Origin of the sequence: Ventosimonas gracilis (genome assembly GCF_001580025.1) — a bacterium.
Lineage (GTDB): Bacteria > Pseudomonadota > Gammaproteobacteria > Pseudomonadales > Pseudomonadaceae > Ventosimonas > Ventosimonas gracilis.
In genome coordinates, this window is the sequence record NZ_LSZO01000003.1 from 1 (window position 1) to 12,842 (window position 12,842).

The window sequence follows — 12,842 nt, forward strand, 5'->3', positions numbered from 1 at the left end:
CAAAAATTGCCTGAACTCGTCAAATCCTTCTTCAGACAGCCAGAATGCCTATATATAAAAATGTGACTTTATTTTATGAAAATTTAGTATAATGCACGGTGTCCGTTTCACTCACGAAACCGATGCGGTCGTTCCTCTATTTTTGTTCTCCAAGAGGGGGTATTTCTTTCCCACGGTTTTTCATATCGCTCTATGCTGGCAAAAACGGGGTAACCCAACGACTGCAATAAAGTCTGTAGTATAACTACAAGCTCACTACCCGCCATCTTGGAGACATTGCGTGTGAACCTGCTGCAACAGATTGCCAAGGTGCAGCCTGCGCTGCGCAAATCCGAACGTAAAGTGGCCGAGCAAGTGTTGCAAGAACCGGCGGCGCTGCTGCACAGTTCAATGGCCGCATTGGCGCAGCGCGCAGGTGTCAGCGAGCCTACCGTGCTGCGTTTTTGCCGCGCCGTGGGTTGCAGCGGTTTTCTGGATTTTAAATTGTCGCTCGCACAAAGCCTTGCCGCCGGCGCGAGTTTTGCGCAGTTTGCGGTTAGCCCCGAGGATTCGGTGGCTGATTTTTCGCGCAAGATTTTTGATACCACGCTGCACAGCCTGATGGCGCTGCGTGAGCAATTGGATACCAAGGCACTGGAGCGTGCCATTGCGCTTTGTGCTAAAGCGCCGCGCATTGAGTTTTACGGTTTTGGCGCCTCCGGTGTAGTGGCCGCTGATGCGCAGCACAAATTTTTTCGTCTGCTGCTGTCGGCAGCCGCCTATTCAGATCCGCACATGCAGGCGATGAGTGCGGTGACGCTAAAGCCGGATGATGTGGCTCTGTGTATCTCGCAGTCCGGCCGTTCCAAGGATTTGCTGACCACCGCCCATCTGGTGCGTGAAGCCGGTGCAGGGCTGATTACCCTTTGCCCCGGGCAAACGCCGTTGGCTGAACTTGCCAGCGTTAATCTGGCCATTGAGGTCGAAGAAGACACCGAAATCTACACGCCGCTCACCTCGCGCATTGCTCATCTGGTGGTAATTGACGTGCTCGCCGTGGGGGTTGCCATGGCGCGCGGGCCGGATTTGGTGGAACACCTTAAAAGCGTCAAACGCAGTCTGCGCAGTCTGCGCCTTGCACCCAAGCGCTAAAACCTTCGTGCTTGCGCTACACTGCGCAGCTTTGTAAACGCTCAATGTTTAAAGAAAGTTCAAAGGAGTAGCGGTTTATGTGTGGCATTGTGGGTGCCATTGCCGAGCGCAATATTACGGCGATTTTGCTCGAAGGTCTGCGCCGCCTGGAATACCGTGGCTATGACAGCGCCGGTATTGCGCTGGTGGACGGAGAGGGTGCTTTGCGCAGAAGCCGTCGCAGCGGCAAAGTCGCCGCATTGGAGCAGGCGCTAAAAGAGCAGCCGCTCAGCGGCCAGCTTGGAATTGCCCATACGCGCTGGGCGACTCATGGCGCACCGACGCAGCGCAATGCCCATCCGCATTTTTCAGGCAGCGTGGCGCTGGTACACAACGGCATTATCGAAAACCACGAAGCACTGCGGCAGCGCCTGCTGGCGCAAGGTTATGCGTTTTCCTCAGATACCGATACCGAGGTTATCGCCCATCTGTTGACCGAACAGCTTAAAACGACGGCGGATTTGACCGATGCATTCAAAGCGGTGGTTCGCCAGTTAGAAGGCGCATACGGCCTTGCGGTGATTTGCGCCGCACAGCCTGACCGTCTGCTCGCTGCGCGCAGTGGCAGCCCATTGGTGATTGGCTTGGGGCATGGGGAAAACTTCCTCGCCTCCGACCCTTTGGCGCTGCGCCAAGTGACTGACCGCTTTATTTATCTGGAAGAAGGCGATTTGGCCGAAATTCAGCATCAGCGTGTGCAGATCTGGAATGCAGACGGCGAGCCGGTGAGGCGCGAAACGGTCGAATACCCGCAAGGCGAACAGTCCGCCGACAAAGGCGCTTATCGGCACTTTATGCTTAAAGAAATTCATGAGCAGCCCGCCGTCATGCAGCGCACGCTGGAAGGTCGCCTGCAAGAAAACGCCGTTTCGCTTGAAGCTTTTGGCAAAGGCGCAGCAGAATGCTTTGGCAAAGTCACCAACGTACAGATTGTCGCTTGTGGCACCAGCTTTAATGCCGGATTGGTGGCGAAGTATTGGCTGGAAGCGCTGGCCGGGATTAGCTGCCAGGTCGAGGTCGCCAGCGAGTTTCGCTACCGCGATACGGTCACGCCCAAGGACTGCCTGTTGGTCTGCATCTCGCAATCCGGCGAGACCGCCGACACCTTGGCTGCGCTGCGCAAGGCCAATAGCGGCGATTATCTCGCAACGCTCGCGGTATGCAATGTGCCGACCAGCTCACTGGTACGCGAGGCGGATTTGCACCTGCTTGCCCAAGCAGGGCCCGAAATCGGCGTCGCTTCGACCAAAGCCTTTACCACCCAACTGATCTGCCTGCTGCTGCTGTGCTTGGCCTTGGGACGCGCACGCGGGCACTTGGATAACGCGGTTGAAGCCGAACTGGTCGCCGAACTGCGCCGCTTGCCTGCGCGTGTCGGTGAAGTGTTGGCGATGGAAAAAAAGATCGCCCTGCTCGCCGAACGTTTTGCCGAAAAACACCACTGCCTGTTTGTCGGGCGCGGCACGCAATATCCGGTGGCGCTGGAAGGGGCGCTGAAACTCAAGGAAATTTCCTATATCCACGCTGAAGCCTATCCAGCGGGCGAGCTTAAACACGGCCCGCTGGCCTTGGTCGATGCCGATATGCCGGTCATTGCCGTTGCGCCCAATAACGAGCTGCTCGAAAAACTCAAATCCAACCTGCAAGAAGTCCGCGCCCGTGGTGGTGAGTTGGTGGTGTTTGCCGATGCGCACAGCGGCCTGGAAAGCAGCGAAGGCGTTTCTGTCCTGACACTGCCCGCCATCCATGACGGCCTCACCCCAGTGCTCTATACCGTGCCGCTGCAACTTTTGGCCTATCACGTCGCTGTGCACAAAGGCACCGACGTAGACCAACCGCGCAACTTGGCAAAATCGGTGACGGTGGAGTAGGGCGGTAGTTTATGAGCGAGAACATCGACATCTAATGCCAGGGCTACTTTCACCGATGCTATCAATCCTATTGTTTGGGATATTGCTGTCGCTTATCCCTGTGTTGATTAAAAGATGGCTTATCAGTAATGGAAAAATGGATTTTAACTATCGAGCCAAACGCATTATGACCAGCAATGAGGTGGAGTTTTTCCAAAGACTGCGGCGTGCCAATCCCGGCGGTTATGTTTTTCCACAAGTCGCTTTTTCCGCATTACTTGAACCATCGTCAAGAAATAAATGGGCAGCTTTTAAACATATCTCGCAAAAACGGGTGGACTACGCCATTTATAACAATCGACTTGAGCTGCTTTGTATTGTTGAACTGGATGACCGCACGCATCACCCGAAAAAAGATGCAGTGCGCGACGCGGCTTTTGCCAGTGCAGGTATTGTTACGCTGCGCTGGCAGGCGAGTAATAAGCCTGATGAAACGCAAATTCGTACGCAACTGGAACAATTTAAGGTTATCTGAGGCGGCATAACATGCTGGCGGTGCAGGAAGCGTGGCGGGCGGGGTTATTGGGCTGGCGGCATTGGCTGCGCAATCTGCTATCGGGTGTGGTGGTGGGCGTGGTCGCGCTGCCGCTCGCCATGGCCTTTGCCATTGCCTCGGGAGCCACGCCAGCGCAGGGTATTTATACCGCCATTATTGCAGGGGTGGTGGTTTCGCTCTGCGGCGGCAGCCGCTTTCAAATCGCAGGCCCCACCGGCGCTTTTATCGCCATTCTCGCCACCATTACCGCCAAGCATGGTATCGACGGCCTGCAAATGGCCACCTTAATGGCCGGAGCCATTTTGCTGGTGCTGGGCTTTGCGCGTTTGGGTTCGGTGATTCGCTTTATCCCGGACCCGGTCATCGTCGGTTTTACCGCCGGTATCGGGGTGATTATCTGGGTGAGCCAGTGGCGCGATTTTTTTGGCCTGCCGCAAACTCAAGGCGAGCATTTCCATGAAAGGCTCTGGCAATTGTTACAGGCACTGCCGCAGTTGCATCTGGCGACCACCTTGCTGGCCTTGGCCGCGCTGATGCTGGTGATCTTTAATGGCAAACTGCCGCTGCTGCGCCGCTTGCCCGCGCCTTTGGTGGCAATGGTACTGGTCGCTGGCGTTCAGGCGTTGTTTCAGTTCGAGGGCGTTGCCACCATCGGCAGCGCTTTTGGTGGCATCCCGCAAGGATTACCCAGTTTTAATTGGCCGCAAATCAGCCTAGCAAGGGTGATTGAGCTGATTGGCCCAGCCTTTGCCATTGCCATGTTGGGTGCGATTGAGTCGCTATTATCCGCCGTGGTGGCCGATGGTATGGCCGGAACGCGGCATGACTCCAATCAAGAGCTTATCGGCCAAGGGCTTGCCAATTTGACAACACCCTTGTTTGGCGGTTTTGCCGCGACCGGCGCATTGGCGCGTACGGCCGCCAATATCAAAAACGGCGCGAGCGGGCCGCTGTCTGGCGTATTTCACAGCCTGACCCTGCTGCTGATTTTGCTGGTGCTCGCCCCGCTCGCCGCCGATATTCCGCTCTGTGCGTTGGCCGCCATTTTGTTTGTGGTCGCTTGGAATATGAGCGATTTTGCCCACTTTAAACACATGCTGCGGCGCGCCCCTCGCGCGGATGTGGTGGTGCTGTTGGTGACTTTTTTATTGACCGTATTCAGCGATTTGGTGCTGGCGGTCAATATCGGCGTGATTTTGGCGATGCTGTTGTTTATGCGGCGGATGGCCGCATCGGTTGCCGTACAGCAGCAGGAGCGCGGCGAATTGGCCGCTGAATTAGGGCAAGAGCTACCGCCCGATGTATTGGTCTACAGCATCGAAGGGCCGTTGTTTTTTGCCGCCGTGGAAAGCATGGAGCGTGCGCTGGCGCACAGTCCAGGTACGCCCAGGTGCCTGATTATCCGCCTGCGCCGCGTACCCTTTATGGATATCACCGGCCTTGCCAGCCTGGAAGACATCATTAGCGATTTAAAACGCCACGGCGCGGCGGTTAAACTCTGCGAAGCCAATGCTCGTGTGCTGCGCAAGCTCGGTAAGGCAGGGATTTTGCAAAGCCTCGGCAGCGAGCATTATCACGCTGATTTACCCAGCGCACTTGCCAGCCTGCAAGCGGCAGAGAGCGAACCCCACACCCCATAAACGCCTGATGATATTGCCCAAGGAGACCTCATGTCTTTGCCTGACCTGATTGATTGCGACTGGCTCGCCGCCCACTTGGCTGAACCGGATTTATTGGTATTCGATGCCAGTTTTTACCTGCCTGATGAAGGCCGTGATGCACGTGGCGGCTTTTTGAGTACGCATATTCCCGGCGCCCGTTTTTTTGACATTGAAGTGTTTTCTGACACTGATACGGATCTTGCGCATATGGCACCCAGTGCTGGGCGTTTTGCGCGCCTCGCCGGTGAGCTGGGTATCAGCAACACAAGCCGCGTGGTGGTGTATGACCAAAAGGGGCTGTTTTCTGCCGCGCGGGTTTGGTGGCTTTTGCGTTTATTCGGCCATGAACAAGTCGCCGTACTGGACGGCGGTCTGCCTTTGTGGTCAGCCGGTGGACGCAAAATTGTCAGCGGCGCGTCCATCCCTGCGCCTAAGGTGAGCTTTCTGCCCAAATTGAACGCCCGCTTGCTGCGCGGCTTGGGCGATATAGAGGTCAATCTGCACAGCAAAGCGGCGTTAGTGCTCGATGCACGCAGCGCCGAACGCTTCGCCGGAGAGGCCGCTGAACCGCGTCCTGGGCTTGCCAGTGGGCATATCCCGGGCAGCCGCAATCTGCATTACACCAAGCTGCTGGATGAAAACGCCTGCTTTAAATCCGCCGAAGAACTGCGCAGCCTGTTTATCGCCCTGGGGGTGGAACAAACGCGTCCGGTGATCACCAGCTGCGGCAGCGGCATTACCGCCGCCATCTTGAACCTGGGGCTGCATCTGGCGGGTTTCGAGATGGGCGCGCTCTACGACGGCTCTTGGGCCGAATGGGGCAGCCGCGAAGATATGCCGAAGGAGCAGGGCGCTTAGCCCTGCACTTAGCCTTGCAAAAAATCCTGCAACATCGACGCATCAAACGGCCAGCCAAGCTCTGCGCCGGTTTGTGCGTTGCGCAGTACAGGGATGCGGGTGCTGTAGCGCTTAAACCATTCGGGATATTCGCTGATGTCAATCAGCTCGACCGTCAAGCCTTGGCTTGCCCAAGGCATCAGTAGGTTTTCGGCCTGTTCGCATAGGTGACAGCCCAAGGTGCCGAACAGTTGACAGCGTGGAAAGTAAGACATCAAGGCAACCTGTGGCAAGCGATAAAAGGTTTGATAAATGTTTGCAGCAAGCCATAAAAAAACCAAAAAAGCGAGAATAATGTATCGTTTACCGCTTTTTCCGTACCAAGGATTGGAAACTATGCCCGATAAATTGCGTCGCCTGCTGCTCGCCTGCTCGTTTTTTCTGCTGCCTTTGCTGGCATTACCCACTCTGGCGGCAAATAGTCCTCTGCCTGCCTCGCTAAAACAAGCACTGGCTAAAGCCAAGATTGCTGAGCAGTCGCTTGCCTTGGCGATTGTGCCGCTCGAAGGAGGCGGTAAGGCGCGTTTTTTTAATGCGGATAAGCGGATGAATCCAGCTTCGACCATGAAGCTGGTGACGACTTACGCGGGGCTGGAATTGCTCGGTCCTGACTATCAATGGCGAACTGAGTTTTATACCGATGGCAGGCTTAAAGACGGCGTGTTGTCCGGCAATCTTTACCTTAAAGGAGGCGGCGACCCAAAACTCAATTTGCAGCGCCTGTGGCTGCTGCTGCGCGATTTAAGGACGGCTGGAGTCAAACAGGTCAAGGGTGATTTAAGGCTGGAGCGCACTTACTTTCGCCACTCGACATTACCGGAATTTGATGACGATGGCGGCGATCCGCTGCGTCCGTTTTTGGTCGAACCGGATGCGCTTTTGATTAACTTTAAAGCGGTGCGGTTAGTGGTGCGAGCGGAAGCTGGCAAGATCTATCTGCATATGGATCCGCCCTTGGCTTCGGTGCCTATGGTCAATCAAGTCAAGCTGTTACCGGCTAAAAAAAATTGTCCGGCACCTTTAATCAGCTTTCATCTGCGTGAACAAGAAGGGACGACTTCCCTGTTGGTTAAAGGGCAATTGGCAGAAGGTTGCCGTACCGAGTTTTACCTGTCGTTGCTTGACCATCCAAACTACGCCTTTGACGCGGTACGTGCGCTGTGGCAGGAAATGGGTGGCACGATTGAGGGAAAAAACGGCTCTGGGCTGTTGCCAGAGCCGCATAAACGGCGTTTGCTGTCGCGCAGTTTTTCGCCGGATTTGACCGAAATCATCCGCGACATCAACAAATACAGCAATAACACCATGGCGCGGCAGCTTTTTTTAAGTATCGGCGCGCAGCTCCATGGCAATGAGGAGACGCATGACCAGGCGGCGAACCGGGCTATCCGCACTTGGCTCACCAAGAAAAACATTAAAACCAATCACTTGTTGATGGAGAACGGTTCGGGGCTGTCGCGTAATGAGCGCATCAGCGCGGCGGAACTGGCCGCTATTTTGCAGGCCGCCTGGAAAAGCCCGTATGCGGCTGAGTTCATCAGCTCGCTGCCTTTGGTCGCCATCGACGGCACCATGAGAAAAAGGCTGCGCGGCACGGCGCTGGCCGGGCAGGCGCATATCAAAACCGGAGCACTCAACAACTCACGGGCGATTGCCGGTTTCTGCCGCGACAAGAACGGCAAGAGCTGGGCGGTCGTGGCGATTTTAAATGGCCCTAAGCTGTGGAACGCCTCGACCGTGCTCGACCAAGTGCTGCTGGATGTTTACCAGCAGAGAATTTAACCGGCAGTGAAACGGTGCGTCTGATGGATTTTTCGGTTGCGGGCAAAGTCAGCGGGCAGCGTTTGTGCCGTGATATTTTCAACCTGGTAGCGCTGCGTTAAGCCTTTATCCAGGACAAATCGGCGGAAGTTGTTGGAGAAATACAACACGCCACCTTTAGCGAGGCGCGTCATGGCAAGGTCAATCAGCCGGACATGGTCGCGCTGCACATCAAATACGCCTTCCATGCGCTTGGAGTTGGAAAAAGTCGGCGGGTCAATAAAGATCAAATCGTATTCGCCGCGATCCTCGGCCAGCCAGCCCATCACTTCGGCTTGCACCAGATGATGCGGCCCGGCCAGACCGTTGCGGGCAAAATTGCGCACCGCCCAATCCAGATAGGTTTTTGACATATCCACGCTGGTGGTGCTGCGCGCGCCGCCTTTTGCCACATGCACGCTGGCTGCGGCGGTGTAGCAAAACAGATTTAAAAAGCGCTTGCCTGCCGCTTCCCGCGCCAATCGCAAGCGCAACGGACGGTGGTCGAGAAACAGGCCACTGTCTAAATAATCGGTCAAGTTGACCAAGAGTTTGACCGCGCCTTCTGTGACCTCAATAAAAGACCCCGCCTGGCCTTTGCGCTGATACTGTTCCAAGCCGCGTTGGCGCTTTCGCTGTTTAACGACTAATTTATCCGCCGTTACATTCAGCACGCTTGGAATAGCCGCCAGCGCTTCGGCAAAGCGCGTTTCGGCGCGGGTTTTATCGACCGAGGCGGGCGGCGCGTATTCCTGCACATGCAGCCAATCGCGGTAAATATCCAGCGCCAGTGCGTATTCCGGCATATCGCTGTCATACAGGCGATAGCATTCAATGCCTTCGCGCTTGGCCCAGCTCCCCAAAGTCTTTAGATTTTTGCGCAAGCGGTTGGCAAACATCTGCGCCCCGCCGCTAAGCGCTAGCGGCGTGGCGGGCGCTTCAGCGGTTTTAGTGTTCTCGCGGTAAAAGTATTCAGGCTCGACCTTAAAGCGCAGCAGTTTGCACGGCAACGCGCCGTTATACAGCGCATATTGCTTGTGGCTGCGCATGCCCATTTGTTTGCCGAGTTCGGGGTTGCCGGTTAAAACCGCCGCTTCCCAGCCGAGGCAATGTTCGCGTAGTCGCTCGCCCAAATGTTGGTAGAGAAAGCCAAGGCTTTTCGCTTCACCCAGTCGCTCGCCATAGGGTGGATTGCAGACTACCAGAGCGCGTTGCCCTTGGTCTGGATGCGGCGCAAAACGCGACAAATCGCCCTGATAGACCTTAACCCAATGCGCGACGCCCGCACGCTCGATATTGGCCCGCGCCGGTGCCAGCAGGCGCGGGTCGGCCTCATAGCCGCGAATCCACAAAGGCGGGCGGGCAAGCCCGCTGGCGCGGCGCTCTTTGGCTTCTTCCAACAGTGGCTGCCAAATGGCCGGTACATGTGAAAGCCAAGCCGAGAACCCCCAGTGCTCGCGGTTAAGTCCGGGCGCACAGTCAGCGGCCATTAGCGCCGCTTCAATCAACAAAGTGGCTACGCCGCACATCGGGTCAGCCAGTGCACCGCCTTCAGCGGCAATGCGCGGCCAGTCGGCACGCAGCAACAGGGCGGCGGCGAGGTTTTCTTTAAGCGGCGCTGCGCCTTGTTGCAAACGCCAGCCGCGTTGGTGCAGGCTCTGTCCGGCCAAATCAATGGCGAGCGTGGCTTGCCCGCGTGAAAGGTGCAGATGAAGGCGTAGATCCGGCTGCTGGCGGTCTATCGATGGCCGCTGCCCGCTGGTTTCGCGGAACTGGTCAACCACGGCATCTTTAACTTTCAGCGCACCGAATTGGCTGTTCTCAATCCCCGCACCTTGGCCGGAAAAATCCACCAGAAAACGGCCATTAGCTGAAAGGTGTTCGGAAAAATCCACGCGGCGCACGCCTTGGTAGAGTGCCTCTACCGAATCCACCGGAAAACGCGAAAGCACCAGCAGCACGCGGCTGGCAAGGCGCGACCACAAACACAGGCGGTAGGCTGTCTCCAGGCTGCCCATGCCTTGTACGCTGGCGGGCAGTTCACGCGGTGCTTGCAGGCCAAGGGTTGCCGCTTCCACGGCCAGCAGGTTTTCCAGCCCCTTGGGGCAGGTGAGGATAATTTCAAACGACATGGCTGGCTCGCAGGAGAAGACCTAAAAATAGTTTGTGACAAAAATCACCGAGGCCTATTTTGGCAGAAACGCGCGCTGATGACCCTCCCACAAGTCCAGATAAACCAGCATCTTCGATTTTCAGGGTCGCTTTTTACTGATTTTAAAATAAAAAAGCACCTGCTTAGACTAAATGGTTTATTCCAAAGTCCGCCTTAATTGGCTAGAACGGCTCTTGCTGTCGCCTGTTTTTGGAAGTCCCGCCTGAACCTAATGCAGTCGGGTAAGACGGCAGTTTAATCAGCAAAAGGAAAGTACCGATGAAAAGACTCAAACGCGACCCTTTGGAAAGGGCCTTCGTTCGTGGTTATCAATTTGGACTGCACGGTAAATCGCGCGAGCTTTGCCCGTTTACCTTGGTGGATGTGCGCCAGGCCTGGCTTAACGGCTGGCGCGAAGGGCGCAGCGACCAATGGGACGGCCTTAAAGGTGCCGCTGCTGTCCATCGTCTTAATGAGGTCAACGCCGTTGGCTGATGTTTTTCCTTTGCACCCGTGCCCGTTTAGCTAACGGGCACTTTCTTTTAATTCCCTTCGCTTTACCCCACTCCTTGTTTTTTGCCAGTACTTGCCATTGGCTGCAGCTGCGCCATACTGCCGGTTTATCGCCGTAACTTATATAAGGAGAACTCAAATGCAGTGGATAGGGTCTGCTCCCACTTCAAACGTGGCCACGACGGAGGCAGATTTTTCGCGCAGCAAGGCGCGAGAAGCGAAATTTGCTCATGCAAATGAGCGACGAGTAACACAGCGGCGCGCAAAATCTGCCCCGTCCCTTCGGGCTGCGCCCAAAATTTCGCCATACGTTGTTGCAGCATTTGCCAAGGTTGTACACATTGGCTGCATGCTGCGCCTAGTCTGGCGAAATTTTGAGCAGCAGCGCGGCTCGCGTTTGAAGTGGGAACAGACCCTTGCACGCAGTGCTTTGGTCTTGAGCCTGCTCGCTCCCGTGACTTTTGCCGCATCCCCAGCGCCGGTTGCAGGAAAAAATGGCATGGTGGTTTCCGCGCAACATCTGGCCTCAGAGGTTGGCGTGCAGGTGCTTAAAAATGGCGGCAATGCGGTGGATGCGGCAGTCGCCGTGGGTTATGCACTCGCCGTGGTCTACCCAACGGCAGGCAATCTGGGCGGCGGTGGTTTTATGACCATCCGCTTTAAAGATGGCAAAACCACTTTTTTGGATTTCCGTGAACGCGCCCCGCTCGCCGCCAAAAAGGATATGTACCTGGATGAAGCGGGCAATCCCATCGATGGCGCCAGTACCGACAGCTACCTTGCCGTAGGCGTGCCCGGTTCAGTCGCAGGTTTTGAACTGGCGCGGGAAAAATACGGCAGCAAAAGCCGCGAGGAACTGATTGCCCCGGCGATAACACTCGCGCGGGGTGGTTTTGAATTAAAGCCAGGCGATATTGCTTCCTTGGCAGAAGGTAATGAGCGCCTCGCGCAAGACCCGGCGGCAGCGAAAGTTTTTCTACCAAGGAAGCGGCCTTTGCAGGTAAGCGAGCGGTTAATTCAAAAGGATTTGGCAAGCTCCCTTAAAGCCATTGCTGAGGGCGGTGCTCAAGCGTTTTATCAGGGCAAGATTGCCGATTTAATAGTCGAAGCGAGCCAGAAAAATGGCGGCATTTTGAGCAAGCAAGACTTTATCGACTACAAGGTGCGTGAACTTAAGCCGGTCGAATGCAGCTACCGCGGCTATCAGATAGTCTCCTCGCCACCGCCTTCTTCCGGTGGTTTGGTGATTTGTGAAATTCTCAACGTGCTGGAAGGCTATCCGCTGGCACAAATGGGCTACGGCTCGGCAGAAGCGACCCGTTTGATGGTCGAGGCCATGCGCCATGCCTTTGTTGACCGCAACAGCGCACTGGGCGATCCGGATTTTGTCAAAAACCCGGTGGATAAACTGATCAGCAAGGACTACGCCGCCGAAATACGCACGCGCATCAACCCGCACCATGCGACTGAAAGCGCCACGCTTACCCCGCCGAATTTCAGCGAATCCAACGAAACGACCCACTACTCCATCATCGATAAAGAAGGCAACGCGGTCGCCGTCACCTATACGCTAAACGGCGCGTTTGGTACGGCCAAAATGGCTGAAGGCACGGGTATTTTGCTCAATAACGAGATGGACGACTTTACCGTTAAAGTCGGTGTGGCCAATCTCTATGGGCTGATTCAGGGCGAAGCCAATGCCATTGAACCACGCAAAACGCCGCTGTCGTCGATGAGCCCTACTGTGGTTTCCAAAGACGGCAAGCCGTTTATGGTGATCGGAAGTCCCGGCGGTTCGCGCATTATTACCATCACACTCGAAGCCATTATCAACGTGATTGACCACGGCATGAATATCCAGGAAGCCATCGACGCACCGCGTGTTCATCATCAATGGCTGCCGGATGTGGTACATATCGAGCCGCGTGCCTTGTCGCCGGATACCCGCATGATTTTAAGCGGCATGGGCTACCGCGTTAGCGAGGATAAGAACTGGCCGATTTGGGGTGAGGCCGCGGGTATTTTGGTCGGCGGTAAAGACCTAAAAAGCATCGAAGCAGGCGGTGACGACCTGTATTACGGTGCCATCGACTCTCGCGCCGAGGCCGGAGCCGCGGCAGGTTATTGACCCCTAGGCGCTTAAGTATTGGGGTCTATTCCCGCTTCAAACGTGGCCGCGACGGAGCCAGATTTTGCGCGCAGCAAGGCGCGAGGAGAGAAATTTGCTCATGCAAATGAACGAC

General features: G+C 55.8%; 10 protein-coding genes. 8 read left to right on the top strand and 2 right to left on the bottom strand.

Going from position 1 to position 12,842, the window contains the following annotated elements; translation table 11 throughout:
- Positions 1-282: 282 nt before the first annotated feature.
- The 5 genes from hexR (at position 283) to sseA (ending at position 6,095) form a co-directional block, all read left to right on the top strand.
- Positions 283-1,131 (top strand): transcriptional regulator HexR, encoded by an 849-nt coding sequence (hexR, locus tag AXE65_RS00025; RefSeq protein ID WP_068386205.1) that lies wholly within the window; start codon positions 283-285, stop codon positions 1,129-1,131.
- 77 nt (positions 1,132-1,208) lie between these two features.
- Positions 1,209-3,041 (top strand): glutamine--fructose-6-phosphate transaminase (isomerizing), encoded by a 1,833-nt coding sequence (gene glmS, locus AXE65_RS00030; RefSeq protein WP_068386212.1) that lies wholly within the window; start codon positions 1,209-1,211, stop codon positions 3,039-3,041.
- 136 nt (positions 3,042-3,177) lie between these two features.
- Positions 3,178-3,555, top strand: coding sequence for a DUF2726 domain-containing protein (locus tag AXE65_RS00035; RefSeq protein WP_068386213.1), 378 nt, complete (start codon positions 3,178-3,180; stop codon positions 3,553-3,555).
- 11 nt (positions 3,556-3,566) lie between these two features.
- Positions 3,567-5,216 (top strand): SulP family inorganic anion transporter, encoded by a 1,650-nt coding sequence (locus tag AXE65_RS00040; RefSeq protein ID WP_068386215.1) that lies wholly within the window; start codon positions 3,567-3,569, stop codon positions 5,214-5,216.
- Positions 5,217-5,246: 30 nt separating this feature from the next.
- The gene (gene sseA / locus AXE65_RS00045; RefSeq protein WP_068386217.1) at positions 5,247-6,095 is read left to right on the top strand and encodes a 3-mercaptopyruvate sulfurtransferase; all 849 of its coding nucleotides are present in this window, start codon (positions 5,247-5,249) and stop codon (positions 6,093-6,095) included.
- Between the two features lie 8 nt (positions 6,096-6,103).
- Here sseA and AXE65_RS00050 read toward each other — a convergent pair whose 3' ends face one another.
- The gene (locus AXE65_RS00050) at positions 6,104-6,349 is read right to left on the bottom strand and encodes a glutaredoxin family protein (protein WP_068386370.1); all 246 of its coding nucleotides are present in this window, start codon (positions 6,347-6,349) and stop codon (positions 6,104-6,106) included.
- 121 nt (positions 6,350-6,470) lie between these two features.
- On the opposite strand from AXE65_RS00050, the gene dacB reads away from it, so the two are divergent.
- Positions 6,471-7,916, top strand: coding sequence for a D-alanyl-D-alanine carboxypeptidase/D-alanyl-D-alanine endopeptidase (dacB, locus tag AXE65_RS00055; RefSeq protein ID WP_068386373.1), 1,446 nt, complete (start codon positions 6,471-6,473; stop codon positions 7,914-7,916).
- Here the strand turns inward: dacB and rlmKL are convergent.
- Positions 7,913-10,066: a bifunctional 23S rRNA (guanine(2069)-N(7))-methyltransferase RlmK/23S rRNA (guanine(2445)-N(2))-methyltransferase RlmL gene (gene rlmKL / locus AXE65_RS00060; RefSeq protein ID WP_068386220.1), complete on the bottom strand. Its 2,154-nt coding sequence runs from the start codon at positions 10,064-10,066 to the stop codon at positions 7,913-7,915. The two genes, dacB and rlmKL, sit on opposite strands and share 4 nt — an antisense overlap.
- Before the next feature lie 299 nt (positions 10,067-10,365).
- Between rlmKL and rmf the strand changes: the two genes are divergently transcribed.
- Positions 10,366-10,581 (top strand): ribosome modulation factor, encoded by a 216-nt coding sequence (gene rmf, locus AXE65_RS00065; protein WP_068386225.1) that lies wholly within the window; start codon positions 10,366-10,368, stop codon positions 10,579-10,581.
- A gap of 415 nt (positions 10,582-10,996) precedes the next feature.
- Positions 10,997-12,727: a gamma-glutamyltransferase gene (gene ggt / locus AXE65_RS00070; protein WP_204376489.1), complete on the top strand. Its 1,731-nt coding sequence runs from the start codon at positions 10,997-10,999 to the stop codon at positions 12,725-12,727.
- Positions 12,728-12,842 lie beyond the last annotated feature (115 nt).